Origin of the sequence: Colwellia sp. MB3u-4, from assembly GCF_014077065.1 — a bacterium.
GTDB lineage: Bacteria > Pseudomonadota > Gammaproteobacteria > Enterobacterales > Alteromonadaceae > Cognaticolwellia.
Genome location: NZ_JACGVE010000089.1, coordinates 290,586 through 315,778 on the forward strand (window position 1 = coordinate 290,586; position 25,193 = coordinate 315,778).

The 25,193-nt window shown below is 40.1% G+C and carries 26 protein-coding genes; 13 read left to right on the plus strand and 13 right to left on the minus strand.

The window, feature by feature from the left end:
- Positions 1–125 precede the first annotated feature (125 nt).
- On the plus strand, positions 126–821 hold the full coding sequence (gene fre / locus H4J61_RS16930) for an NAD(P)H-flavin reductase (protein ID WP_182137175.1): 696 nt from the start codon (positions 126–128) through the stop codon (positions 819–821).
- A 236-nt stretch (positions 822–1,057) separates the two neighbouring features.
- On the opposite strand, the gene H4J61_RS16935 is transcribed toward fre, so the two are convergent.
- The 4 genes from H4J61_RS16935 to H4J61_RS16950 form a co-directional block, all read right to left on the minus strand.
- A complete protein-coding gene (locus H4J61_RS16935) occupies positions 1,058–1,261 on the minus strand; it encodes a hypothetical protein (RefSeq protein ID WP_182186426.1) in 204 nt (67 codons plus the stop codon).
- Positions 1,262–1,352: 91 nt separating this feature from the next.
- A complete protein-coding gene (locus H4J61_RS16940; protein ID WP_182186429.1) occupies positions 1,353–2,120 on the minus strand; it encodes a hypothetical protein in 768 nt (255 codons plus the stop codon).
- Between the two features lie 44 nt (positions 2,121–2,164).
- Positions 2,165–2,389: a PEP-CTERM sorting domain-containing protein gene (locus tag H4J61_RS16945; RefSeq protein ID WP_182186437.1), complete on the minus strand. Its 225-nt coding sequence runs from the start codon at positions 2,387–2,389 to the stop codon at positions 2,165–2,167.
- A 138-nt stretch (positions 2,390–2,527) separates the two neighbouring features.
- Positions 2,528–3,205: a DUF2982 domain-containing protein gene (locus H4J61_RS16950; protein ID WP_182186439.1), complete on the minus strand. Its 678-nt coding sequence runs from the start codon at positions 3,203–3,205 to the stop codon at positions 2,528–2,530.
- 142 nt (positions 3,206–3,347) lie between these two features.
- On the opposite strand from H4J61_RS16950, the gene arfA reads away from it, so the two are divergent.
- Positions 3,348–3,551, plus strand: coding sequence for an alternative ribosome rescue factor ArfA (gene arfA / locus H4J61_RS16955; RefSeq protein ID WP_182137173.1), 204 nt, complete (start codon positions 3,348–3,350; stop codon positions 3,549–3,551).
- An 85-nt stretch (positions 3,552–3,636) separates the two neighbouring features.
- Here arfA and H4J61_RS16960 read toward each other — a convergent pair whose 3' ends face one another.
- The 5 genes from H4J61_RS16960 to cyaY all read right to left on the minus strand — a co-directional run bounded on the left by H4J61_RS16960 (position 3,637) and on the right by cyaY (position 8,398).
- Positions 3,637–4,827 carry a heme biosynthesis HemY N-terminal domain-containing protein gene (locus H4J61_RS16960; protein ID WP_182186442.1) on the minus strand — a complete coding sequence of 397 codons (1,191 nt, stop codon included), beginning with the start codon at positions 4,825–4,827 and terminating at the stop codon, positions 3,637–3,639.
- Positions 4,827–6,311 (minus strand): uroporphyrinogen-III C-methyltransferase, encoded by a 1,485-nt coding sequence (locus tag H4J61_RS16965; protein ID WP_182186444.1) that lies wholly within the window; start codon positions 6,309–6,311, stop codon positions 4,827–4,829. The genes H4J61_RS16960 and H4J61_RS16965 overlap by 1 nt, the downstream gene beginning before the upstream one ends.
- Positions 6,312–6,378: 67 nt before the next feature.
- Positions 6,379–7,137, minus strand: a complete 759-nt coding sequence (locus H4J61_RS16970) for a uroporphyrinogen-III synthase (RefSeq protein ID WP_182186446.1) — start codon at positions 7,135–7,137, stop codon at positions 6,379–6,381.
- Positions 7,124–8,056, minus strand: coding sequence for a hydroxymethylbilane synthase (gene hemC / locus H4J61_RS16975; RefSeq protein WP_182137169.1), 933 nt, complete (start codon positions 8,054–8,056; stop codon positions 7,124–7,126). Before hemC ends, H4J61_RS16970 begins: the two co-directional genes overlap by 14 nt.
- 21 nt (positions 8,057–8,077) lie before the next feature.
- On the minus strand, positions 8,078–8,398 hold the full coding sequence (gene cyaY, locus H4J61_RS16980; protein ID WP_182137168.1) for an iron donor protein CyaY: 321 nt from the start codon (positions 8,396–8,398) through the stop codon (positions 8,078–8,080).
- Between the two features lie 110 nt (positions 8,399–8,508).
- On the opposite strand from cyaY, the gene H4J61_RS16985 reads away from it, so the two are divergent.
- The 6 genes from H4J61_RS16985 (at position 8,509) to uvrD (ending at position 14,590) form a co-directional block, all read left to right on the plus strand.
- Positions 8,509–8,679, plus strand: a complete 171-nt coding sequence (locus H4J61_RS16985; protein WP_182137167.1) for an LPS translocon maturation chaperone LptM — start codon at positions 8,509–8,511, stop codon at positions 8,677–8,679.
- Between the two features lie 11 nt (positions 8,680–8,690).
- Complete coding sequence (lysA, locus tag H4J61_RS16990; protein ID WP_182186449.1) at positions 8,691–9,941, plus strand: diaminopimelate decarboxylase; 1,251 nt, start codon at positions 8,691–8,693, stop codon at positions 9,939–9,941.
- 17 nt (positions 9,942–9,958) lie between these two features.
- Complete coding sequence (gene dapF, locus H4J61_RS16995) at positions 9,959–10,789, plus strand: diaminopimelate epimerase (protein WP_182137165.1); 831 nt, start codon at positions 9,959–9,961, stop codon at positions 10,787–10,789.
- Positions 10,786–11,496 carry a DUF484 family protein gene (locus H4J61_RS17000; RefSeq protein ID WP_259363422.1) on the plus strand — a complete coding sequence of 237 codons (711 nt, stop codon included), beginning with the start codon at positions 10,786–10,788 and terminating at the stop codon, positions 11,494–11,496. The genes dapF and H4J61_RS17000 overlap by 4 nt, the downstream gene beginning before the upstream one ends.
- Positions 11,497–11,507: 11 nt before the next feature.
- Entirely contained in the window at positions 11,508–12,233 is a 726-nt protein-coding gene (locus H4J61_RS17005; RefSeq protein ID WP_182186451.1) for an HAD-IA family hydrolase, read from the plus strand.
- A 182-nt stretch (positions 12,234–12,415) separates the two neighbouring features.
- Positions 12,416–14,590: a DNA helicase II gene (gene uvrD, locus H4J61_RS17010; RefSeq protein ID WP_182137163.1), complete on the plus strand. Its 2,175-nt coding sequence runs from the start codon at positions 12,416–12,418 to the stop codon at positions 14,588–14,590.
- Positions 14,591–14,739: 149 nt separating this feature from the next.
- Here the strand turns inward: uvrD and rarD are convergent, their stop codons facing one another.
- Both rarD and H4J61_RS17020 read right to left on the minus strand, forming a co-directional pair.
- Positions 14,740–15,651, minus strand: a complete 912-nt coding sequence (gene rarD / locus H4J61_RS17015) for an EamA family transporter RarD (protein WP_182186454.1) — start codon at positions 15,649–15,651, stop codon at positions 14,740–14,742.
- A gap of 91 nt (positions 15,652–15,742) precedes the next feature.
- Entirely contained in the window at positions 15,743–16,198 is a 456-nt protein-coding gene (locus H4J61_RS17020) for a thioesterase family protein (protein WP_182137161.1), read from the minus strand.
- 124 nt (positions 16,199–16,322) lie between these two features.
- Between H4J61_RS17020 and recQ the strand changes: the two genes are divergently transcribed.
- Positions 16,323–18,125 (plus strand): DNA helicase RecQ, encoded by a 1,803-nt coding sequence (recQ, locus tag H4J61_RS17025; RefSeq protein WP_404852074.1) that lies wholly within the window; start codon positions 16,323–16,325, stop codon positions 18,123–18,125.
- Between the two features lie 82 nt (positions 18,126–18,207).
- On the opposite strand, the gene H4J61_RS17030 is transcribed toward recQ, so the two are convergent.
- The gene (locus tag H4J61_RS17030; protein WP_182186459.1) at positions 18,208–18,507 is read right to left on the minus strand and encodes a cytochrome c; all 300 of its coding nucleotides are present in this window, start codon (positions 18,505–18,507) and stop codon (positions 18,208–18,210) included.
- A gap of 194 nt (positions 18,508–18,701) precedes the next feature.
- Between H4J61_RS17030 and H4J61_RS17035 the strand changes: the two genes are divergently transcribed.
- Both H4J61_RS17035 and H4J61_RS17040 read left to right on the plus strand, forming a co-directional pair.
- Entirely contained in the window at positions 18,702–19,016 is a 315-nt protein-coding gene (locus tag H4J61_RS17035; RefSeq protein WP_182137158.1) for a DUF3630 family protein, read from the plus strand.
- A gap of 67 nt (positions 19,017–19,083) precedes the next feature.
- Complete coding sequence (locus H4J61_RS17040) at positions 19,084–19,551, plus strand: DUF523 domain-containing protein (protein WP_182186461.1); 468 nt, start codon at positions 19,084–19,086, stop codon at positions 19,549–19,551.
- Here H4J61_RS17040 and H4J61_RS17045 read toward each other — a convergent pair.
- Complete coding sequence (locus H4J61_RS17045) at positions 19,548–20,561, minus strand: GGDEF domain-containing protein (RefSeq protein ID WP_182186463.1); 1,014 nt, start codon at positions 20,559–20,561, stop codon at positions 19,548–19,550. The genes H4J61_RS17040 and H4J61_RS17045 overlap by 4 nt on opposite strands.
- A gap of 479 nt (positions 20,562–21,040) precedes the next feature.
- Between H4J61_RS17045 and H4J61_RS17050 the strand changes: the two genes are divergently transcribed.
- Both H4J61_RS17050 and H4J61_RS17055 read left to right on the plus strand, forming a co-directional pair.
- Positions 21,041–22,822 (plus strand): DUF885 family protein, encoded by a 1,782-nt coding sequence (locus H4J61_RS17050; RefSeq protein WP_182186465.1) that lies wholly within the window; start codon positions 21,041–21,043, stop codon positions 22,820–22,822.
- Positions 22,823–23,222: 400 nt separating this feature from the next.
- A complete protein-coding gene (locus H4J61_RS17055; protein ID WP_182186468.1) occupies positions 23,223–25,058 on the plus strand; it encodes a tetratricopeptide repeat protein in 1,836 nt (611 codons plus the stop codon).
- Positions 25,059–25,193 lie beyond the last annotated feature (135 nt).

Below are 25,193 nucleotides of genomic sequence, written 5' to 3' on the forward strand. Positions count from 1 at the left end.
AGCAGAATTAAAATCTCTTAGTCAGACCATTTAAAAACAGTATTTAGTTCGTCTAATTGCTGTAACTCATACACTAATAATACTGTAGCAAAATAACCAGCAGGCAGTAATAAGGTACAAAATAAATGAAAGTGATTACATGTCAGGTAGCGTCGTTAACACCATTAACAGAGCATGTTTATAAGGCGCTTTTAAAGCCAAGTCAGCCTGTTGATTTTTCTGCCGGACAATATTTAAATTTTGTAATGAGTGACGATGATAAACGCCCTTTTTCAATTGCTAGTGCCCCAGGTGCACAATTAATTGAATTACAAATTGGTGCTTTTGGCTCAGACAGTTATCCAATGCAAGTTATTGAGCACATTAAAGCCAACACTGAAGTTACCATCGAAATGCCGTTAGGTAATGCGCAATTACGCGAAGAAAGTACACGCCCATTATTACTTATTGCCGGTGGTACAGGATTCTCATACATAAAATCTATGTTTGAATATTTAGCATTACAGCATTCTGAACGTGAAGTTATCGTTTACTGGGGCTTACGTGACCCAAGTGCGTGTTATGAGCTAGAGCAAACAGCGGCCATCATTAATAAGTTACCCAATGGTAAATTTACCCCTGTAATTGAAGCGCCGAATGATGATTGGCAAGGTCGCACAGGCATGGTACATAAAGTGGTGATGGCAGAAGTTAACAACTTAGTCGATTATGACATTTACTTAGCTGGCCGTTTTGAAATGGTCGCTGCCGTGCGTGAAGACTTTGTTAAAAAAGGCGCATTAATTGAACATATGTATGCTGATGCCTTTGCTTTTATTTAATAACAATTTCATTAAATAAAAGTTGCCTTGTGAGTGTACAACCGGGATAACCCGCCTACCTTGTTGAATATAGTCTTTGTATTTATCAGCGTGGGCTTGCGGCGCGGGTGTGTTAATAGGCAATATGTCGTCTAGATCTGCCGCGCTATCAGCATACTTTTGTGCGAACCAGTCCGCATAATATCAAGACCTGAAAGGTATCGTAAAAACTGACTTACGTCGCCAGCAAGATCTTGTTACGTTGACTCCCATAAGTCACCCGCAAAACCATCGGTGGGGTTATAAGACAAGTCAAAAATGTATTCGCTATTTACTTCTTCGTCAGTGAGGATACCTGATAATCTTATTTGGGTTTCAAGCATAGCCAGCGCGAACTTTGCATCAGGTTTACTCGTATTAATGCCATTACCAAATACAATACAGTGCCACCAACACGACAAGTGTTAGTTTTTTGCGCTTGAGCAGTTATGGACAATAACACTAGCCCACTTGTCATAAGTGTTAGTAATCATATAACCTTTTTCATCATGATCATCCTTGATTGACATTGAACGTACAAGATTCTTTAAGCGACTTTTGTGTCATTGCTGCTGATGAAAATGTTTCTCCACCTAAAAATTCTTGATGATTTAAGTAGGCGTTTAGTCTGTCTTCTGTATTAACCACTTGAGACAGTAATGCATTGTGAATGTCTTGAGCATCTTCTATGTTTTCGAGACTGATTTGGTTCTCACCCACACGCATGCTAGTGGCATAAATCAGGCATTCTGTAGCTCTATCGAGTAACTCAGCAGTTTGTATTGCTTGGTTTTTGGTTGTAGAAGTCAGGCTATTTTGCAAAATGATTGCGACATCAATTAACGCGTTTTGTGTTATTTCTGCATTTAAGTAGTTGAGAAAAATAAAACGTTGGATATCATCTCTTATACCGTAATTATCAGAATCTATGCCGGCAATCGATATTTTTCCTGCCGCGCCTGGATCTGGTGGTAGATTAGTGATCTCTCCTGTAAAACTCCATGACAAATCGTCTGGATTAAAAGGGCTTCTTCTATCATGCTGGAATTTCGCTGTATCTAATGGTGTGAGTGTTTCATTGGCACCTATGTCACCGATAATAAGTTGAGCGTCTGATATTGTGGTTGCTGCTGCCCCGCTAGAATAAATGCCTTCTACGTCAGTAAGTGCCTGACCATTATTTTTAATTATCACTTTATATTCCAACTCAAATATTGTTCTAGTTACCCTTGTTTTCGCTACCCGTTCTACTTTTACCACTTCAATGGTGTCAATTGGCATGGAAATCGCTAATATACTTACCATTATTGCGGCAAAAAACACCGTCAATCTGATGTTTTTAAACATGTTGCTTCCCCCTTTATTTGAGTAGTTTTAGATCTTGTTATTAGCAACAAGCTAAAAAGAAACAGCACAATTGTCGATGGCTCTGGTACAGCAATTATGCCAAGTGTGGTATTTCCAGAGTGGAGTACTTCAAAAGTCGCCACATCAATAATTTCAAACTTAATAGCGTCTGCTCTTGTGGTACTTCCTAGCCATTCAAACATGACACTTAACCCAGATAAGGTGTCTTAAGGCTAAGTAAATCCCTAGGGCGAGCAATCAACGAGTCCATCGTAGGAACAAACAGATCTGGTTGAAATACAATAGAGTCCCAGCCAGTTGGAACTGAAACAACGCTGATATTAACTATAGGCTTCTTTCGCATTAGCTAAGTATGTATTTGCCAAAAATACAAAGTCGTCAATTGAGCCATTTAAATTACTTGCGGCAATAAACAGGTGCGCGCCAAGTGCATGATGTAATACCTCACTATGATGCATAAAAGCGGCTAATGGCCCTTTAATGATGCTACCATCCTTTAAAACGTAAGGTTCAAAATTTAAAATACCTTGCTCAAAGGTTAGCAATTGATGCTTAATACAATAGTGAATTAGGGGCTTTTGTTCGTGGATCATTCGGTTGGCTAAACGCAACGAGATATTGTTTGCTATGCTATCTATCGAACTTAGTTTTATGCCAACGTAATTTAATTCTTCACGGCTGAGGCCGACCGTATTGGTCACGCAATGTAGGTTGCGGATCTGTTGCCAATTAAATTGCCAACGACCATGACGATGATGAAAAGTTAAGGTTTCAGCTGTCAGGATCAAGCTGTGTGCTGGTTCAGCTAACTTTAGTAAACCGATAAATATCGTCACTAAGCAAGCGAGGACCATAAACATCAAAGGAAAGCGGGCTTGCTGCCAATAATAGCTGCATAGCCAAGCCATAATAAGTAAAGCTATAAACCCAGTTAAGGTGATAAATAAACCATGATGACGGGCGACGGCTTTAATTTTTATTACATTATTATTTTTCATAAGTTTTTATGATGGTAATTAATTAATCTTATTTAAAATTTTTGCATAATTTTTTGATTCGTATATACTCTGCGCGTTTTGGCTGCGAAGCAATAATTTTGTAGTAATTTAACTTAATAAACGAAGTAAAAGGTAAACGAATATGACAAAGACTAAAGTAAAAAAACACCAAGAAAATCAAGGTGGTTGTGAATTAGGCCGTGGGGTTATTAAAGATAATTTTTTAGCCGCTGTTGTTACGTCCAGATTGTATAAACAGCAAATAGTTACCGCTAAAAAAGGTAAGGGTGCTTATCAAAGAACACAAAAACATAAAGGACAAGAGTCCTATTTAATAGCGGTTTAAGCCCTTAGATTGTAACCATTATTAAATAGGGCTTTTAAGCTTTATACATTTACCTACTGCTGATCAGTGTGTTAGGCGCGAGTGATTATGCGTGAATTTTTCTCAGGACTTGATTCGCCTTTTCAAGTTGTCCTTGGTGTTCAAGAACTTGTGAAAAAGCCAGTAAATCGACTTTATCATAATGCTTCTCTTCCAAGTTGACTAAGCTATTAAATGCCTTTTCTGCTAACAGCCATTGCTGTGAAACCTTGGCAAAGTGGGCAACCAATGACAACCAAAGAGCATTTTGTGGCGCACTGTGTAAGTGTTTCTGTGCTGCCGCCATTAGCTCATCAGCTTGGGTAATAGGTAATGTTCTGACCGCTCTTAACAGGTTAATTGCCGCCCCTTTCTTTATTATGGGTAATAATAATTTGGCTAAAGGTGCATTAACTTGGTTTTCTGCTAAGACCTGACAATAAGCAAGCACGACTGTTTCTGATTGCTTCACTTTCTTCGGCAGTTGCTGATAATAATCCATCAAAGCATTATTATCATGTTGTTTAATTTGGCTATTAAAAGCGCCGTAAAAAGCTTGCTGTTGCCATTGCGTGATAGTTTTTGCACTAATCGACTTTTGTTTTTCCGCTGTGTTTAACTGCTTAATAACATAGTCAAAACGCTGTTCAATTAAGCTTAACTCTATTTCTAACGATAACAGCCTTGCGTCATGCCCGATATGCTTATGGTATTGATCGATCACAGTACGTGCTTGTGGGTAATTATGCTGACCGATCAGTAATTTAATTTTAATTAATACCGTTTCTAACCCTGGGTCTTTTAAGCTGCTAGTGGTTTGTTCTAGCAAGGATAAATAGTGGTCGGTGTTTGGTTTTAACGCTTGTTTTTGCGCAGCATCTGCGGCAACAAGGTAAGCAATTTGCTCAAAAGATGATGCCTTAGCTGATGATTTAGCTAATAAGTGCTCTGCTTGTTTATAGTCACCTAACACATAGGCTGCAATGCCTTGGTTAAAATCTTTCAGCGCACGTCGACGACTAGCAAAAGCAATTTTATTCCAAGCGGCGAAGCTAAAATTTAGCCCGCCACGGAAGAATTTAAGGCTAAGCAGTAAGGTAATAAAAATCAGCGTTAACATGATAACGCCAGCAACCACAGTCGATTCTATCACAGTGCCACCAAAGGATATTTGCATATAACCAGGGTCACTAATAAGTGTTGGAGCAACCGCGACTAATGCGATGATGAACACGATCAGTATAATTATTTTTAGCATTACGCGCCCTCTTCCTGATCAACAGCAACCGGCTCAGTGACGGTTTCTGTTGATACTTCAGCCGCACTAGGCTTTGCTTTCGAAGGTATCACAAGCTGCTTTTTATTAGATAATAACTGTCTAACGGCTGCTAGAGAATCTAATCTATTCGGGTATTCAGCGCTAATAACTTCGTTTTGTAACTTTAGAATAGTATTTGAGAAATTTTGGTTACCAATATCGCTCATATCAAAATAATCTTTGAGCCAATGATTAATTTCAATTAGCGCTTGTTGATAAATTTCTTGATTCATTTTACTGGCCGCCCATATGGCAGTTTGTAACTTCAAGTTTAAATTTTCACGTAAGTTTTGTGTAAAATCGGGAGACATTAATGGCTTCGAATCTGCTGATTTTTTACTAATAGTAAGAAATTTAGCCGTGATACTGTGCCATGTTTTAGCCAGATTTTCCCGCCAATCACTCGCATTTCCGCTTAATTCATCATCGATTTCTTGGTCATTATTTGCTGAAGTATGAGTCTTTATTAACGCTAATTGCTGAGTTTGTTGAGCCAGTGTCATCAGTTTTAAAATAGCGTTATCTGTGGTTAGTGTCGGTAGTAATGCTAGTTTGGCGATATCCTGCTGAATAATTTGACGCAAGGCGAAAAACTGGGGGTCATTTAATTGTTTAATACGTAAGTCGGCGTCATTAAGTAAACTAATAGCGGCACTGGTTTCTTTTTCTAACCACAAGCTTCTTGACGCTACTCGAATAAGGTATTCCGCTTCTTGTAACAACCAATCACTAGGTTGATTGTTACCTAAACTTGCCACTTGCTGCTGTAATTGTGCCAGCGTTTCACTGTGACTTTTTGTCAGATTATCACCTTGTTCAAGGTTTTTACGCAGCGCGTTTAGCTCAGCAGTACTTGCTTGTTTACTTTGTGAGAATTGCTGAGCAATACGCTGTTTGTTTTCTAACAGTTGTTGGGAAATTTGCTGCTGATTTTCGACTAATTGGCGCTTTACAAGCTCATTAAGTTGCAAGCTATATTGAGCTTTTTGTTGTTCACTCCAATAATAGTGACCCGCACTGGCGGCAATAGCCAATAATGCAATAATTAATGCTACCACTGCCGTTTTTGAAGTTTTCTGCGTACTTTGCTTAGCATGGCTTGCTGTGCTTTTTTCTGCCAGCGTTGCCGTACCGGCAGTTGTCGACTTACTTGATGTGCTAGATGCGGTGTTTTTCACAGATGCGGTGCTCTTATCATGGTTTTTATTTGATGATGGCTGAGTCTCCCTGCTGCTTTGTGCAGCAGTGGCCTTTGTTTTAGCTTCAGTTATATTATCAGCTTTATCTGGAGATTTTTCTGGATTATCAGCCGTTGCAGGTTTATTCGAAGACGCAGATAAGTCGGCTTGATGTTCAACCTGGCTGTCAACCGCTGAAGTATTATTATCGGCTTTGGTTTGCTCGGGTGGTTTTTTATCGCTCATGAACTGATCCCATCTTACATGTTGGCGCTACGCACATTAAATATATTAGGCTAATATGCTGTTTATACTACTTGATATAACTTAATTTCTGCTCATAGGCTAGCGCATTAATAATAGCAGTGGTATTGGCACCATTGGCATTTATTATTCGGCTAATCCCCATTGCTTTGGCTTTGAGCGCAATTCTATTACTTGCCACAATCCACAAACATTGCTCTTGCCAGTAATTGTCTGAGTTATCAATTAAGTTTACTATGAATTCTAGCAAAGCGTTACTAGTGATTAAGATACAATTTATCTGCTGTTGATGCCATGTTTTGATAACTTCTGGCGAGCAATTTCGCCAAACACGCCGATAACTTTCAAAATAATGTACCGAGGCGCCACGCTGTCGCAAATCTTCTGCAATAAGTTCTCGGCCACCATCACCACGGACAATGAGTACGTCTTTTGCCTGTACGTTTTGTAATGGCTGCAACACCAACAGCCCCTCGCTATCATGTTTTGCAGGGACTAAGGCGCTGATGCCTAAGGTTTTTAATGCTTGCTCAGTAGCAGCCCCAACCGCAATAACCTCTTTGGTCGACCATAAGGATATTGGCATCAGTTTATTAGCAAACTCTACTGCTGCGACGCTAATAAATATGACCAGTGGACGCGTCAGTTGACTTTGTAATGCTTGTAATTGCTCAAGGCTGGCACCGTCTTGATAATCAAAGCACGGCTGACAATAACTTTCATAGCCCTGTTGTTGCAGGCAATCTTGTAGATCGCGCCCAGCTTTTTCAGGGCGCGTGATTAATATTTTAAGCTTATGCTTGGTCATACACCTGACGAAGAATTTTGCCAGCACCTTTAGCCAATAATTGCTCAGCTAGCTGGTTACCTAATTGCGCAGCTTGGTTAATGTGGCCACGAATTTCACTGGTTAATATTTCACTGCCATCAACCGAGCCAACTAAACCGCGTAAATATATCTCTTGATTATTAAGTACGGCATAACTGCCAATGGGTACCTGACAACCGCCTTCAAGCGCGCGATTCATCGCACGTTCTGCCAATACGCGAAGACGAGTTTCTTCACAGCTTAGTGGCGCTAACAGTGCTTTAATGGTGACATCGTCAATGCGACATTCGATACCCACTGCACCTTGGCCATTCGCCGGTAACATTACCTCTGGCGCAATATATTCTCGAATACGTTCTGGCATTTCCAAACGAATAAGCCCAGCTGCAGCTAAAATAATGGCGTCATATTCACCATTGTCGAGCTTTTTAAGCCGAGTATTGACGTTACCACGTAGGTCGCGAATAGTTAAGTCGGGTCGCAGGGCTTTAATTTGACATTGACGACGTAAACTTGAGGTACCAACAATCGCACCTTGGGGTAAGTCAGCCAAGCTATCAATAGTGTTAGAAACAAAAGCGTCTCGCGGGTCTTCGCGCGGACAAATAATATCTAACCCTAAGCCTTCTGGAAACTCAACCGGTACATCTTTCATTGAATGCACGGCAATATCAGCACGATCTTCTAATATAGCCACTTCAAGTTCTTTAACAAATAAGCCTTTTCCGCCAACCTTGGCGAGTGGCGTATCAAGAATAATGTCACCTTTGGTGGTCATGGGCACTAATTCAACCTGGATACCCGGATGAAAATGCTCAAGTTTTGCCTTAACATATTCTGCTTGCCATAACGCCAGCGCGCTTTTACGCGTTGCAATACGTACGGTTTTTTGGGTCATTTCAGTTACCTTATTCAATATTTATTGTTCAGCAATGACAATAGTTTCTTCTGCTTGTTTGCTGACCGCAGTAGACAGAAACTGCCATAGCTCTCCGCCGCCACGCTTATCAAACCACTGATCATTTTCAAAGTGAAAATGGTGGCCATTAAATTTCGTTGCTACCCAAATTTCATGTAAGGGTGCTTGTTTGTTGATGATGATTTTACTGGCATTTTTAAAGGTGAGGGTTAACATCCCGCCAACACCTTCATAATCGATATCACAACCACAATTTTCGATGGCTTCTTCTATCGCTAGTAAGATGTTCTCAGCGGCTAAGTTGTACTGACTATCATTCATTAACTGTTCCTTTTTACCTGCGCCTTAAGATTGTTTAATCTTTGCTTGGTATTTGTTGGTCATGGCATTATAAAACGTCTATCATGGGAAAAAAATCGAATAAATCAATTATGCGTAAAGAAATTACAATTACTTTCTTTTGTTTGCTTAGTTTAGTCACCATAACAGGCTGCGGCATTAAAGGCCCTTTATATCAAACTCCTGAGCAACAGCAAGAGAACTTACCAAAAACAAGCCCAGAAACTGATAAAAGCAGTGATAAAAGCAATTTAGAACCATAGGAATAACGGCATTGGACTTTTTTAATCGTAAAGAACATTCATTATACGCTGAGCACTGTTCGGTTGCTGAGTTAGCAAAGCAATACGGAACACCACTTTATATCTATTCTCGAGCGACTATTGAGCGCCATTGGCATGCTTTTGACCAAGCGGCTGGAGAGCGCCCACATCTGGTTTGTTATGCCGTTAAAGCCAATAGTAATCTTGCGGTGTTAAATGTCATGGCGCGTTTAGGGTCAGGCTTTGATATCGTTTCAAAAGGCGAGCTGATGCGGGTGATTGAAGCCGGTGGCGATGCAAAAAAGGTCGTATTTTCAGGTGTCGGAAAAACCTCTGAAGAAATAGCTTACGCGCTAAATTTGGGTATTTACTGTTTTAATGTTGAATCAGCGGCAGAGTTAGACCGTATCCAAGCTGTCGCGCTAGGGTTAAACAAAATGGCGCCCATTTCATTACGGGTTAATCCTGATGTTGATGCCGGCACACACCCTTATATTTCAACGGGTTTAAAAGAGAATAAGTTTGGTATTAGTATTGAGCAAGCGCCTAAGTTGTATCAATACGCCGCCACCTTGTCTCATATTAATATTCAAGGGGTTGATTGCCATATTGGTTCACAGCTGACCGAAATTGCCCCATTTTTAGACGCACTCGATCGAGTATTAAAGTTAGTTGACACCTTAGCCGAACAAGGTATTACATTATCGCATATTGATGTCGGTGGCGGTTTAGGTGTTTGTTACGACGACGAGCAGCCGCCTCACCCTAAAGAATATGCCCAAGCGATTGCACAAAAGTTAACGGGTCGTGATCTCACTCTTATTTATGAACCGGGCCGAGCCATTATGGCCAATGCCGGTATTTTAGTGACCGAAGTAGAATATATCAAAGTCAGTGAAGAGCGTAACTTTGCGATTGTTGATGCGGCAATGAATGATTTGATCAGACCGGCATTATATCAAGCATGGCAGGCGATTATTCCGGTTGAACAACGTGATGATGTGACCAGTGCGCAATACGATGTGGTTGGCCCAATATGTGAAACCGGTGATTTTCTGGGTAAGGATCGAGCCCTCGCGATAAGTGCAGGCGACTTACTCGCCATACGCAGTGCCGGTGCCTATGGTTTTACCATGAGTTCCAATTACAATAGTCGGCCACGTGCTGCTGAAGTGATGGTGGACGACAACGCAAGTTATTTAGTCAGAAAACGTGAAACCTTAAGCCAATTGTGGCTAGGTGAAAGCTTATTACCTTTATAGTGTGAGATTGGATGTAAATGTTAATCAATTTTTCTAAAATGCACGGTTTAGGTAACGATTTTATCGTCATCGATAATGTCACCCAAAATGTTTTTTTATCGAATGAGCAGATTAAACAGCTGGCCGATCGAAATTTTGGTATTGGTTTTGATCAAGTGCTCATTGTTGAACCTCCATATGATCCAGATTTAGATTTTCATTATCGAATTTTTAATGCTGATGGCAGTGAAGTTGGGCAATGTGGCAATGGCGCACGTTGTTTTGCGAAATTTGTCCGCTTAAAAGGTTTAACGAATAAACATAAAATAAAAGTGTCAACGCAATCAGGCAAAATGACCTTGTTTATTGAGCGTGACGGCAATGTCTCGGTCAATATGCCGGTACCACAATTTGAACCAGCAAAAATTCCCTTTACTGCACAAAAAGCAGAAGGCACTTATATTCTGCGTAGCGATGACGAAACCGTGCTTTGTGGTGTTGTGTCAATGGGCAACCCGCACTGCGTTTTAACGGTAGATAATGTCAAAGAAGCACCCGTAGAGCAATTGGGTAGAGCTTTGTCATTGCATGAACGTTTTCCTCAACAAGCAAATATTAGCTTTATGGAAGTGGTGTCAGCTGAATATATTAAACTGCGGGTTTATGAACGTGGTGCTGCTGAAACACTCGCTTGTGGTAGTGGCGCATGTGCTGCTGTTGTTGTTGGCCAGATGCAAAAGAAACTTAATCGACAAGTCTTGGTTGATTTACCTGGGGGGCAATTGAAGATTTTTTGGAAAGGCCCAGGTAATTCGGTCAAAATGACAGGTCCCGCTGTGCATGTCTTCGATGGGCAAATAAATCTATGAATAAAGATAAAAATAAAGTGATGCAAGCAAGTGAACAGACCCTAAAATCAGCTGATGAAATACAGTTAACCGATGAATTAATTGTCAGCTATCTGCAACAGCATCCTGAATTTTTTAATCGTCAAGCCGAGTTTGTTACCGGCTTAAGGTTGCCAGATCATCAACGTGGCGCTATTTCTTTAGTTGAGCGTCAATTGTTACAACAACGCGAAAAAATTCATAATTTGGAAGAAGAAATCACCCAACTCATGGTGATCGCAAGCCAAAATGAACAATTATTTGCCTTATACAGCGATCTTTATTTACGTTTACTCGATTGCACAACTGCAGCAGAATTACTGGATTGTTTGCATCAGGCGACCACTGAGTTGTTATCGTTTGACGCCTTTAAAGTATGGTTAATAAAGCCGGTCGCGGTCAATCACAGTGCTTTAATTACTGATGATTGCGCAGAAATAATGGCCAGCCGATTAAGTAAAGATCAATACTATTTTGGCCGCTTACAACAAAGTGAACAAGCATTAATTTTTGCTCAAGCAAGCACTGGATCAGTGGTTTTAGTACGACTGACGCACAACCAAGAAGATATCGGTTTTTTAGCCATTAGTAGCCGAGATGCTGAGCATTTTGATCCGCGTATGGATACCTTATTGCTAAACCAATTTAAAAAATTGGTGGCAAAACTTTTACATCAACATCTCTATTAGGTAGAAACATTGTGAGATTTTATCGCCGATTACACCCCTTTCATGCGATTAGCTTTGATTTAGACGATACCCTATACAGCAATCAACCGATTATGGTGGCGACCGATAAAAAGATGGTCGCTTATTTACACAAAAGCTTGAGTGACTATGGCATTGATAGCCACTTATATCGTTTTGATTTTAGCTTTTGGTGGCCTTTTCGCCAGCAGGTTATCGCACAATCACCAGAACTACAGCATGACGTGGGCTTATTGCGAGAAAAAACTTATTACCTAGGCGCACTGTCACTTGGCTTAACCAGTATAGAGGCCAATATTTTTGCCGCTACCGCTTTAGCTTATTTTGTTGAACAACGTAGTAACTTTACTTTACCGCAACAGACCCATGATTTTCTGAGCTTTCTTCAGCGCAAGATGCCACTAGTGGCGATTTCTAACGGTAATGTTGATACCCAAAAAATAGGTATCGCCAAGTACTTTACTGAACACTTTCATGCCTCGATTGACAATAAATTAAAACCTGACCGCGATATGTTTGATAAAACCTGTACGGCTTTGCAAATTCGCCCTGACCAACTACTACATGTTGGCGATTGTGGTAAAAATGATGTTTTTGGTGCTATTAATGCTGGCTGTCAAACCGCCTGGTTAAACCCATATAAAGTCGGTAAACCCCTAAAAGTTCTCCCGACGCTTGCGCTTGACAACATTGAGCAGCTCGCCAAAATATTGACATAAATTATTGTATTTATTACTTTTAACTAATAAATTTCAAACAATACAGTCAAAAGCTAGCCTGAAGACAAATTAATGCCAAGTTGATCACTTTATTAGTTAGCTTGGCTAAGGATAGCGTTATCAAAATAGTGCTGAACTTGCTATGATAGGGTTATATTTTCGCTTTTTGATTTTACCTCGCTATGGATGTTTCTGAATTACTTGAGTCGTTGAACGATAAACAACGAGATGTTGTTGCTGCACCACTACAAAATATGCTGGTGCTTGCCGGTGCCGGTAGCGGTAAAACCCGGGTTTTAGTGCAACGTATTGCTTGGTTAATGAAGGTTGAACACGCATCTCCTCATAGTATATTAGCGGTTACTTTTACCAATAAAGCGGCAGCTGAAATGCGAGCCCGTGTTGAACAAACCGTTGATGGTAATGTACAAGGCATGTGGGTTGGTACTTTTCATGGCTTAGCGCATCGTTTATTGCGTATGCATTTTCAAGAAGCGAAATTACCACAAAGTTTTCAAGTGCTTGACTCAGACGATCAGCTACGCATGATTAAACGCATTGTGCGCTCGTTAGAACTTGATGAAAAACGCTGGCCTCCCAAACAATTTCTTTGGTATATCAATGGTAAAAAAGATGAAGGCTTACGCCCGCAACATATTGATGCCCAACATGACGTAACAGAAGAGCTTTTTGTTAAAGTTTATCGGGTTTATCAAGACACTTGTGACCGTGCAGGCTTAGTCGACTTCGCCGAATTATTACTTCGCGCCCATGAGCTTTGGTTAAATAATCCAGAGCTATTACAGCATTATCAACAGCGCTTTGCTCATGTCTTAGTTGATGAGTTTCAAGACACTAACGCGATTCAATATGCTTGGTTAACCTTGTTAGGCCAAAAAAGTGGCAAGGTCATGATTGTTGGTGACGACGACCAATCTATTTATGGCTGGCGTGGCGCAAAAATTGAAAATATCCAACGTTTTTTGCAAGACTTTGATGGCGCAAAAACGATTAAACTTGAGCAAAATTACCGTTCATCTGCCAATATTCTCAAGGCCGCTAATCAGCTGATTGACAACAATAATAATCGTCTAGGCAAAGATTTATGGACCGAAGATGATGCTGGTGAAAAAATATCTATTTATACTGCATTCAATGAGATAGATGAAGCACGTTTTATTGCCGGACGCATTGCTGATTGGCAAAAAGATGATGGTTCACTTGATGACGTGGCGATTTTATATCGCAGTAATGCGCAGTCACGTTTAATGGAAGAAGCCTTAATTCAAGCGAAATTACCTTACCGCATATATGGTGGTTTACGATTTTTTGAACGTCAAGAAATTAAAGATGCGCTGGCTTACTTACGCTTATTAAATAATCGTGATGACGATGCAGCCTTTGAACGGGTCATTAATACCCCAACCCGTGGCATTGGTAATCAAACCTTAAGTTTAGTGCGTGATGGCGCAAGAAATTTAGAATGTACCTTATGGCAAGCCTGCCAACATATGGTGCAAAACAAAGAACTCAAAGGCCGAAGTGCCAAGGTTATTCAACAGTTTATCAATGTTATTGATCAGCTAGAAGACGACTCAAGCAAGTTAAATCTTGATCAGCAAGCCAACTATGTTATTCAACACTCAGGCTTAAAGGCAATGTATCAAGCCGAAAAAGGTGAGCGTGCTGAAGCTCGTATTGAAAACTTAAATGAGCTAGTGAACGCTTGTCAAACTTTTGAGGTTGACCCAGAGCTTGAAGAAGAGCAAAGCCCACTTACCGCTTTTTTAACCCATGCAGCGCTAGAATCTGGTCAGTCACAAGCTGATGATCATGAACCTGCGGTACAGTTAATGACCATGCACTCGGCTAAAGGCTTAGAGTTTCCATTGGTTTTTATTGCCGGTTTAGAAGAAGGCATGTTTCCTTCGCAGCAGTCGGTTGAAGACCATGGTCGTTTAGAAGAAGAGCGACGTTTGTGCTATGTCGGTATGACTCGGGCAATGAAAAAGTTATATTTATGCCATGCAGAAAGCCGTCGATTGTATGGTCAGGAAAAAAATCACAAGCCGAGTCGATTTTTGAGAGAACTACCTGACGATTGTACAGAGGCAATTCGTCTGCAAAATCAAGTGAAGAAACCTGTCACAACAGGGAAATTTTCATCGGCCCTGACCTTAGAAACATTTGGCAATTCCGGCTTTAAACTCGGCCAAAATGTTCGTCATAAAAAGTTTGGTGATGGTGTGGTATTAAACTACGAAGGTAGTGGTCCGCAAAGTCGTATTCAAGTTAACTTTGCTGACGTGGGTTGCAAGTGGCTTGTTGTTGCTTATGCGAACTTAGAAACACTGTAAATTCCCAAGACAGTACACTGGCTAACCGTTGCAACGGGTTTAACATCTGTTGTAACGGCCTAACGCTAGCCCGGCGATTAACCCTGCTTTAAACACCTCTGGCAGATAAAAATTTCTCATCTGTCACACTTTTGCACTATTTCTTCTCGCTATGTTGTGGCTGTTTTTATCGCCCGTCTTCTCGCTTTTACTGAATCAAAACTAAATATCGCTAATGCGGTCCAGATGCAGGCGAAAGTAATTAATTTAGCAAAATATAATGGCTCTTGGTAATAAAACGTTGCCAAAATAAACATGATGCTTGGGCCAATGTATTGAAAAAATCCTAAAGCCGTTAAGGTCATACGTTTTGTTGCAGCAGAAAAGCATAACAAGGGCGCAGTAGTAACAATGCCGGTACAAACCAAGAGCATATTTAATGACATATCATTGTCTAACATATTGGTTGTACTTGTTTTTAAAAACACTAACCAATAAATCAAGGCTATTGGTAACATCATCAGAGACTCGATCAGTAAGCCGACAAATGAGTCTAACGGCATGGTTTTACGTAATAAGCCATAAGTACCAAAAGTGGCGGCCAATGCTAATGAAATCATCGGTAGTGACCCAACCATAAAGAGTTGAATCATCACACCTATAAAGGCGAGTCCAACGGCAAATAGCTGCCAAGGTCGCAAGCGTTCACCTAGAAATATAACCCCTAACGCCACACTGAAAAGTGGATTGATGTAATAGCCTAGGCTGGCATCAAGTAAATGGCCATTATTAACCGCCCAAATAAACATAAACCAATTCATGGCAAGCAGTGTCGCTGAAATGGTTAATCGCATAACTATTTTGGGCTGAGTAATAGTGGCAATAAAATTGCGCGATCTTTTGGTCAGCAGCACGACTAAGATTAATAAAACAGTTGACCAAACCACGCGATGTACTAAAATTTCATCGGCGTTAATATGGTCTATTAGTTTAAAATATAGTGGCGCGATACCCCACATAGTATAGGCACTAACGGCACTAATAATACCGCCACGTAAGGCGGTTTTTTCAGATATTGGCATGGAGTAAGTTATGAGTTAAGGTTGGTGAGATAATGACCATAATAGCATTATTGGGCTAAACAACCCATGTTAATACTCATGATGGCTGCTTTTATCCCACCATATAAGTGCCCGTGCCAAAGGCAATATGGTCACCTTTCTCGTTATGCATCTCCATGCGGGCAACTGCCACCTTACTACCACTACGAATGATTTTTGCTGTCGCAATAAATTTTTCTCCCCGTCCGGGTCTTAAAAAATCGGTCCGTAAATCAATAGTGCTCAAACGACTTAAGCTTTGTGTTATTATTTCGGGTGATAATTCAGCTAACTGAGTGAGGATATTGGCGGCAGCAACAACGCTACCGGCCAGATCAAGCGCTGAAGCCGTAACGCCGCCATGCAGTATTTTTTGTTCCGGATTACCAATTAGCTTGTCGTCCCAGACAATACTAACAACTGACTCTTGGCTATTAAATTGGGTGATTTCTAAGCCCAATAGCTTGTTAAATGGCATGGCTTGGTTCCAATATTGAGCAAGCTGCATAAACGTCTCTTCATGTGTCATAAAGTTTCCTTTTGGTCCGATGAGATAAAAGAATAACAATAATTATGCTGATATTGAAAATAAATCTCCGCACAAAGCTGTTACTACGTTAAAATGTCGGTCGATTTCACCCAATGAAGACTGTCTGTTGCAAGCCACTTCCCCTACAAGATTAACTGAAGCTCTTAAACATCATTTTGGTTATCAGAGCTTCCGTGCCGGCCAAGAAGACATTATTAATTATGCACTTCAGGGCCGTGACAGCTTAGTATTAATGCCCACCGGTGGCGGCAAATCAATGTGCTATCAGCTGCCAGCAACCTTAATGCCGGGTATCACTATTGTTGTTTCCCCCTTAATTGCATTAATGAAAGATCAAGTTGATGGCCTAGTTAATCAAGGGATATCAGCGGCTTATGTAAATTCCTCACTTGACACTGAGACCATTAACGCTATATTTCGACGTTTAGGTCAAGGTGAAATAAAGCTACTTTATGTTGCCCCTGAACGGCTAAAAAATTATTATTTTATTCAAGGTTTATCACAACTCAACATCAGTTTATTTGCGATTGATGAAGCTCATTGTATATCGCAATGGGGACATGATTTTCGCCCCGCGTACACACAATTGCATCTGCTAAAGCAAAATTTTCCGCATGTGCCTGTGATGGCGTTAACCGCAACAGCGGATGTGACAACACGCCGAGATATTTTACAACAATTGGCTTTGCATGATCCCTACATTCACCTTGATAGTTTTGACCGACCTAATATTCGTTTTACCTTGGCAGATAAATATCAAGGTGAGCAACAAGTTATGGGTTATATCAACAAGCGTAAAGACGAATGTGGCATCATTTATTGTAATAGCCGTTGGCAAGTTGAAAAACTAGCGAAAAATTTAGCACAAACGGGCATTAATTGTGCGGCTTACCATGCCGGATTAGAGTCTGACATTCGTAATATTATTCAAGATAAATTCGCCAAAGATGATATTCAGATAGTGGTAGCAACAGTAGCTTTTGGGCTTGGCATTAATAAATCCAACGTGCGTTTTGTTATTCACTTTGAGCCCCCAAGAACAGTAGAGTCATACTATCAAGAAATAGGTCGTGCAGGGCGTGATGGCTTACCCGCAGAGGCGCTTTTTCTTTATGATGAAAAAGACGTTGAACGTATTAGCAAACGTATTGCAGAAGGTGAAAATGAACAACGCGTTAACGTTGAGTTACAGCGTTTTCAAGCCATGCGAGGTTTTATTGATGCGCAAACCTGTCGGCGTAGAGTGGTATTAAACTACTTTGCCGAGTTTACTGAAAAAAGTTGCGGTAACTGTGATATTTGCTTGGATCCTCCGAGTCAATTTGACGCGACAAAAGCGGCACAAATGGTGCTTTCTTGTGTCTATAGAATTGAAGGCAATGGTGATATTGAGCATGTGGTGGCAGTTTTACGGGCTGAACTTAATGATAAAATTATTGCCTTGGGTCATGACAAAGTATCCACTTTTGGTATTGGCAGCGACAAAACGCCCAGCTATTGGTTTTCAATCGTACGGCAATTGATTCATTTAGGCTATTTACAACAAGATATCGCTGCTCAGTCGAACTTATGTCTAACACAAGCATCCGGTGGGGTTTTAAAAGGACAACAGCCGCTGATGTTGGCCACGCCTCGTTTACAAAAAGCGAGCTATTGGCAAGGCAATAAACGCGATAAAGTCTACGATAGAGCCTTATTTGCTAAGCTAAGATCATTGCGTAAAGAAATAGCGAGTCTTGAAGACATAGCGCCGTTTATTGTCTTTAACGATGCCACATTAGCTGAATTGGCCAGAGTAAAACCTTTAACGTCAAGACAAATGCTTAATGTCAGTGGTATAGGTGACACTAAGCTTGCACGCTATGGTGAACCGTTTCTCTCTTTGATTAAACAGCACCAAAACTAAAACCTAAGCGAGAACAAGCGACGAGAAAAGGCAGACACAAAAAAAGCGCCTAATAGCGCTTTTTTAACCTCAAAAATTAAGCTTATTTAAGGCTTGAGTAGTATGCTGAAATGTTAGCAATATCGTCGTCAGATAATGCCATCGCCATAGGGCCCATTACTGCGTTTTTACGTTGGCCTGATCTAAAGTTTTTTAATTGCTGAGCTAGGTAAGCTTCTTTTTGGCCGGCAAGGTTCGGATACATTGGAATAGCGGAAATACCCGCAGCACCATGACAAGCTGAACACATGGCAGTTTTTGCTTTGCCCGCAGCTGCGTCACCAGCGAATGCAGGTGAAGCCATCATAACAGTAGCAGCAATGGCTAAAATAAATTTTTTCATAAATATTATCTCTCTTTGGTCAATAATTTTTAAAGGATCCTCAGTTGATTATATGTAAAAAGTATACTGTTGTCGTGGCTTTTTTTACGATCGTATCAGGATGAAAGTTTATCTAATATTTTGTGACGCTAAGACAAGTTTTAAGCAACTGATTACGGTTAACTTAACTAAACTTAAACTAAGAAGAAAATGGTATGCAGATAAAAAATAATATAGAAATCATCAATGTTGAGGAAATAAATCCGAGCACTTTACAGCTTAGTTTTAATGTTGAATGGACAATGGATGATAAAACAGCCGTTATTGATCATATTTTACTCAGCGTATCGGCAACAGTGTTGGAGGTTTTACAAGGTGCAGACCTGTATTGTTTAAGAATAAAATATAGTAACTATGAGTTTTTACTCAACTTTGAAGAGTACAGTCATGCATGTTGGCTCGAGTGTATTACCGCGCAAGACCGCACTGGACTGCAGGAAATTAAGCTGCTGTTGTCATCAGGATCTTAGTAGACTTTCAGTCAATGTTATTTAATCACAGCATGATAGTAATTTAAAAATATAGGGTTAAAAATTAATGGAAAAAATCCTCATCAGTAGCTGCTTTTTAGGCAATAAAGTCAGATATGATGGTGGAGATAATTTATTAACTCACACCACGCTGACAGCTTGGAAAAAAGAGCAACGCTTGGTGGTTATTTGTCCGGAGTTAGCTGGCGGATTAACTACACCAAGAGCGCCCGCTGAGATTCGCATTATTGGCGAAAAAATAATCGTGAAAACTATTATGGGTCATGATGTTACCCATGCTTTTGAACAAGGTGCTAATCAGGCGTTATTGCTCTGCCAAAAACATAATATTCGTTATGCACTATTAAAAGAATCTAGTCCGTCATGTGGCAGTTCCAGTATTTACAATGGCCAGTTCAATCAACAGAAGATACCGGGGCAAGGTGTTACCACTACTATCTTAAGAGCAAACGGCATAAAAGTATTTTCAGAGAAAAACCTCGCCGAACTCATTAGCGAGCTAACACTGAGTTAACTATTGGCGATACTAACGAAATTAGTTCGGCGATTAGCCTGCTGGTTAATCAGTGCACGGGTCTGGTTAATGATGTTATGAGCACTCGTGGCGACATTATAATCACTGACCCCCATACTGAGGGTTATTTGTGGCAAACGAGTACCTGATTTACTGCTGATAAATCTTAGCTTCTCTACACTTTGTCGAATTTTTTCAGCAATTTCGCCCGCCATGCTGCGTTCAACATCCGGCAGTAGGATCAAAAACTCATCGCCAGCCGATCTTATCGGTAAGCCACTTTCATCGACGTAACTGCTAATTTTATTAGCTATTTTTGTTAATAACACGTCACTGATCAGTGGCCCCAAACTTTCATTCATCTGAGAAAATTGATCGATATTAATGACTATCGCCGCCACCTGCTGATCAGGATCAGCAGAGCACCAAAGCTCTAAATGCTTTGCCATAGCTTTACGATTATATAATCTAGTTAAAGGGTCTAAATAAATTTCTTTTTTTACATCTTCTAATTCTGAGCGCAATGCCTCAGTTGACTGTTTTGAGACCAGTAATTGCTCAACAATTTTTTCTTGTGTAAGTTTGAACTCTTGAGTTGTTTGGCGGATTTTTTTAATCGCAATAAATATTTCGTCTTTATCCGTCGAGTTTAAACGCACCATATTATCATCTAATTGAGTCACTAATCGTTTTGTGCAAGAGGAAGACTGTTGACTATTGGCTTGTAAATCGATTAATACTTCATCAAGATCGTCAATTAACTCACCTCGAAAGGCACTTTGCACTAAAATATATTGGCTATATATTTGTTCTAAAAAGAAGTTATCAAGCTTTTTAACCGCGGCTAATTGTTTTTCAATGGCGGCATTAAGTGCTTTTGAATGTTTATTGAGGTAGCCGTAACTCACCGCGTAATTAATTGGCGTCGCTGCTATATGCCATAGCTGCAATTGCTTGATGGCGGCGTGCATTTTTTTTTCGGCTGTTACTATAGAATCATGGTACTTCATTATTCCAACCTTTGATCTACGGCATTCGCTAATAATAGCTGGAAAGCTATTCTGTAATAATTTTAGTGAAAATACCACAATAAAAAGTATTAAAAACAACAATAAAGCTAATTATACTGGTTTATTGTTCACTTAACTCGCAGCAGGTAAGCTATTAAAGCCTTATCTATAACTTAACTCTTTTGGTAATAAAGCGCTAGCCTTGTCTTTGTTCTATCTTAGCCATCTATCGTGTTGTTTTTAATCTAGTATTGCCTACACAGATGTGTTTAATCAGCAACAATAATCTGTGCAACTCAGCCTTTGTCAACTGACACAAACGGCTATTTTGAGATGTTGTCGCTAGCCGTGAAGTTTTGTATATAAGCACAACGGGAAAATTATCCTGTCAGAGAAAACTTTTCTTTATAAATACTTATCTTTTGTTATGGTATTTAGTTATTGAGTTTCCTGTGTAAATTAATTTTTGAGATCTTGTCATGAAAGTATTTTCAATCACCCTATTTGTATTTCTTTTTGTTATGGCGTGTCAGTCACCCAAGCTTCAAGTGAGCTTAGTGAACCATGATCTTGCAGAGATCATTAAAGACTATCAGCGCTTTAATGATTTGCAAAGCCCATTTAATCAAGATATTGCTGGCGAAACTAACCGCCAATTACCTGATTTATCACCCGACACCCTTAAGCAGCAGCATCAAGCGTTACTTGCTATTGATCAACGTTTGGCGCAGGTTGCCGTTCAAGGTCTTCAGCAAGATGAGGTCATTAATCATGCGGTGTTGTCCTATACCATTAAAAATCAATTGGATAGTTATACCAACAAAGAGCATTACATGCCGCTAACGGCGGAGTCTGGCTTTCATGTTTGGATCAGCCGTATAAAAAGCCAAGTAAGTTTTAAAACTGCACAAGATTATCGTGACTACCTCGCTCGACTAGGCGCTTTAGCAAAATATTTTTCTCAGCAAATGTACTGGATGGATAAAGGCATTGAAGCGGGTATCACCCAACCTAAAATAGTCTTACAAGGTTTTGAAGAATCGATTCAAGCTTTTATAAAAACAGATGCGACATTAAGTAGCTATTATCAGCCATTTTTAACCCTGCCGGCGTATTTCCCCCCAGCACTTAAATTGGAACTGCAAGCACAGGCCGCCGACATTATTTTAGGCAGTGTTATGCCAAGCTATCAAAAATACTATGATTATATGGTGCAACATTACCAACCCAATGCGAGAAGCAATATTGCCGCTAGCTCTTTACCTAATGGCGAAAATTATTATCTAAATCGGTTACAGCATTACACTACTTTGCCGCTTTCCGTTGATGAAGTGCATAACACAGGTTTAGCCGAGGTGAAGCGGATCAGAGGCGAGATGGACAATATTATTCAGCAATTAAACTTTACCGGCAGCTTTGCTGATTTTGTCCATTTTTTGCGTACCGATAAACAATTTTATGCCACAAGCCCAGAAGGCTTGTTAAAAGAAGCTTCATTTATAGCGAAAAAAATGGATGCTCAATTACCTAAATTATTTAAAACCTTACCGCGCACACCTTACGGCGTTATTGAGGTGCCCGCTAACATTGCCCCTAAATACACCACAGGACGATACTCTGGACCATCACGAGATGATCAGGCCGGTAACTATTGGGTCAACACTTATCGCTTAGACCGTCGACCCTTATATGTTTTAGAGGCGTTAACCTTACATGAAGCGGTGCCCGGTCATCATCTACAAGGCTCCATTGCCCGAGAAATGCAAAATGTGCCTAAATTTAGAAATAATACTTATATCTCAGCGTTTGGCGAAGGTTGGGGACTTTATTCTGAGTATTTGGGCCTAGAAGTGGGCTTTTATAAAAGTCCTTATAGTAACTTTGGCCGATTAACTTATGAAATGTGGCGTGCTTGTCGACTGGTGGTTGATACGGGCATGCATGCTAAGGGTTGGAGCCGCGAGCGAGCGATGAACTATTTAGCGAATAACACGGCATTATCGCTGCACAACGTTAAAACTGAAATTGACCGCTATATTTCTTGGCCGGGCCAAGCCTTGTCTTATAAAATGGGCGAATTAACCATTAAAAAACTGCGTAAAATGGCTGAGCAAACCTTAGGTCAAGACTTTGATTTGAGAGAGTTTCATGATCAAATCTTGAAAAATGGCTCGATGCCCTTATCCATGTTGGAAAATGTAATGATGGAATATGTTGCAAACAAAAAGGCTAAACAGGAAGAGCTATCAAGCATAAATTAATCCGCAACAAAAGATAGCATATCAGACACAGTTTCTAGAGATTGTGATGACGAAGTGATAACTTAAGATAAGCTATGCTTGTATCTACATTGGGCCGTTTCGGCGCTTTTATTCGTCATTTCTCGTCTCGATTTTTACTGGCTTTGTGCTTATTTTGAGCTTTATAACGTCAAGTGCGATTATAGGTAAGCTACTTTATTTGATATTCAGACAAGCTAGGAAGGTTTTTATAGGCGCCAGTATTATGCCCATTTTATTAAGTGATTAGCCAAGCGAATAAAGCGACAAGCCGAGCACAAAATTGCCACAAAGCTAGGCTTGCATTTGAACTATGACATGGTATAAATTTTAACCTTGAAAGATAAACAGTCTCTCACCCAGAATAGGAAGTCAAGGTTCAATGAAACGAATGCTGTTGGGTATTTTAATAAATTTTTGCCTTTTGCTTACGGCTCAAGCCGACTCAATAAGCAGCGATAAAAACTATCGGCAATTGCTTGATGCTTATTATCTGCAAGATAAAGAGGTATTGATTAGTCAAGATGTGGCTGACGTTGCACAAGCCGTGGCAAACAACCCTGATCAATACAGTCATGATAGGGTTGCCAAGGCATTTTCTTTGTTGTCAGATGTTGCCTTTAATCGCGGTGACTTGTCAGTAGCATTGCAATTTGCCCAATATGGTAGCGAAACAGAGCCGACTGATGTCGATTTACAATTAGACTTATTATTGAAAATTGCCCGTGGTTATTATGCTCAAGGTAAATATATTCAGTTAAGAGAAACCTCACAAACAGCGGCATGGTTGGCTGATCAAGCCAGTAATATGAATTATCATTTGCAGGCACTGGCTTATTCAGTGGTGGCTTATGCCTTAAATGATGACTACGCTTTGGCAGTAAAAGCGTTAACTAAAGTGGAAAGTATACTGAACCAGAATCAGCAAAGTGTTGACCAGATCACCCTCTTAGAAATTATTGCTGAAGCGCATTTTTATTTATCAGAATATAATAATGCGGTAGAATTGCTTAATCACGTATTACAATTACGTACAACTATGTCAAGAACAGCAGGTATTGCCCGCAGCTATCATTTAGTGGCGAATGCCTATTACCAATTACAGCAATATGATGACGCTTATAATGCTTTTTGGCAGTCGCTACAATTTGCCAAGCAGTATAATTTACCTATTCGCGCCGCCTATGCAGAACTTGGTTTAGGGCAAGTGCTGTATCAACAGCAGCAGTTTACGTTGGCAGAAGTGCGCTTGTTAAATGCCCACGCAGTTTTTAATCAGCATAACTTAGTACGGTTTAATTTATCGGCGAAAATTGCTTTAGTAAGAGTGCTGTATGCTTTAGATAAGCCTACAGAAGCTGATACTATGCTGCTCTCTGCTCAGTCTTTAGCCGAAAATGTCGTCTTGTCGCCGCAACAAATAGACTTGTTTTTATTGCTCACAGACTACTACAGCGAACAAAAGCTATTTGAGCAGGCAATCGAGGCACAAAAGCATTATCTCACCCTGTATCAAGCATTGTATCCAAATGTCAGTGTAAAAAATTCATTAGCGGCCATCGCTACATCGGCCAGTAATAAAGCCAAAAAATTAGCCTTGAATTTAGCGGAACAAAGCCAACTGAGTTTAGCGTTTAGTGAGAAGTATCATCGCCAACAGCTATGGATTATATTGCTTGCTAGCATGCTAAGTTGTAGCTTACTTTTTATCATTTATTGCTTTTTTCAAGCGCATCGTAAACAGCTTAATCATAATTACGATGAAATAGAGTTGCCCCAAACTCATTTAACCCAAGCGGTGCAAACTAAACGTTGGTATCAACAGCAATATAAAATGGCAAGAAAGTATCAATATAATATTTCAGTTGCCTATTTAAAGGTTGAAAACTGGCAAGAGCTCAGTTTTCGCTTTAACCGTAAAGTGTTAGCTGATGTTAGCCAGGTACTGGCCACTATTATTAACGAAAATCTTGATGCAGAAGACTATGCGGGTGTTATTAGTGATGGGGAATACTTGTTTTTGTGTCCACATCAAACGCCGGAGCAAGTACTGATTAAATTTACCCGTATAAAGCAGGCAATAAAAACCCGGTTTTTTGCTAACTTAGGCGATTATTCCGTTAACGTTATTTTTTCAATTGCAGCACCCAGTATTCAGGATATTGATCCCTATGTTTTTCTTTCTCGATTGAGTGAGTGTGCTGATATTGAAAAATAGCAGGGTAGGAATAATACTTGCTGGCGGTGGAAGTTAATTTAATAAATGCTATTAGCAGATCATTACGCATTTATTTTTAATCCCAACAAAAAAACCACTTTTAAGAGCCGCTATTGGATATTTGGATAACGGTTT

Excerpts from the sequence above, each read along its gene's own strand:
- H4J61_RS16965 (WP_182186444.1), bottom strand. The coding sequence starts at position 6,311 with ATGAGCGATAAAAAACCACCCGAGCAAACCAAAGCCGATAATAATACT.
- H4J61_RS17020 (WP_182137161.1), bottom strand. The coding sequence starts at position 16,198 with ATGACACATGAAGAGACGTTTATGCAGCTTGCTCAATATTGGAACCAA.
- H4J61_RS17055 (WP_182186468.1), top strand. The coding sequence starts at position 23,223 with ATGAAACGAATGCTGTTGGGTATTTTAATAAATTTTTGCCTTTTGCTT.
- cyaY (WP_182137168.1), bottom strand. The coding sequence starts at position 8,398 with ATGAATGATAGTCAGTACAACTTAGCCGCTGAGAACATCTTACTAGCG.
- H4J61_RS17050 (WP_182186465.1), top strand. The coding sequence starts at position 21,041 with ATGAAAGTATTTTCAATCACCCTATTTGTATTTCTTTTTGTTATGGCG.
- H4J61_RS17030 (WP_182186459.1), bottom strand. The coding sequence starts at position 18,507 with ATGAAAAAATTTATTTTAGCCATTGCTGCTACTGTTATGATGGCTTCA.
- H4J61_RS16950 (WP_182186439.1), bottom strand. The coding sequence starts at position 3,205 with ATGAAAAATAATAATGTAATAAAAATTAAAGCCGTCGCCCGTCATCAT.
- rarD (WP_182186454.1), bottom strand. The coding sequence starts at position 15,651 with ATGCCAATATCTGAAAAAACCGCCTTACGTGGCGGTATTATTAGTGCC.
- H4J61_RS16960 (WP_182186442.1), bottom strand. The coding sequence starts at position 4,827 with ATGCTAAAAATAATTATACTGATCGTGTTCATCATCGCATTAGTCGCG.
- H4J61_RS17035 (WP_182137158.1), top strand. The coding sequence starts at position 18,702 with ATGCAGATAAAAAATAATATAGAAATCATCAATGTTGAGGAAATAAAT.
- arfA (WP_182137173.1), top strand. The coding sequence starts at position 3,348 with ATGACAAAGACTAAAGTAAAAAAACACCAAGAAAATCAAGGTGGTTGT.
- H4J61_RS17040 (WP_182186461.1), top strand. The coding sequence starts at position 19,084 with ATGGAAAAAATCCTCATCAGTAGCTGCTTTTTAGGCAATAAAGTCAGA.
- dapF (WP_182137165.1), top strand. The coding sequence starts at position 9,959 with ATGTTAATCAATTTTTCTAAAATGCACGGTTTAGGTAACGATTTTATC.
- uvrD (WP_182137163.1), top strand. The coding sequence starts at position 12,416 with ATGGATGTTTCTGAATTACTTGAGTCGTTGAACGATAAACAACGAGAT.
- H4J61_RS16970 (WP_182186446.1), bottom strand. The coding sequence starts at position 7,137 with ATGACCAAGCATAAGCTTAAAATATTAATCACGCGCCCTGAAAAAGCT.
- H4J61_RS16940 (WP_182186429.1), bottom strand. The coding sequence starts at position 2,120 with ATGCCAATTGACACCATTGAAGTGGTAAAAGTAGAACGGGTAGCGAAA.
- hemC (WP_182137169.1), bottom strand. The coding sequence starts at position 8,056 with ATGACCCAAAAAACCGTACGTATTGCAACGCGTAAAAGCGCGCTGGCG.
- H4J61_RS17000 (WP_259363422.1), top strand. The coding sequence starts at position 10,786 with ATGAATAAAGATAAAAATAAAGTGATGCAAGCAAGTGAACAGACCCTA.
- fre (WP_182137175.1), top strand. The coding sequence starts at position 126 with ATGAAAGTGATTACATGTCAGGTAGCGTCGTTAACACCATTAACAGAG.
- H4J61_RS16985 (WP_182137167.1), top strand. The coding sequence starts at position 8,509 with ATGCGTAAAGAAATTACAATTACTTTCTTTTGTTTGCTTAGTTTAGTC.
- H4J61_RS17045 (WP_182186463.1), bottom strand. The coding sequence starts at position 20,561 with ATGAAGTACCATGATTCTATAGTAACAGCCGAAAAAAAAATGCACGCC.
- H4J61_RS16945 (WP_182186437.1), bottom strand. The coding sequence starts at position 2,389 with ATGTTTGAATGGCTAGGAAGTACCACAAGAGCAGACGCTATTAAGTTT.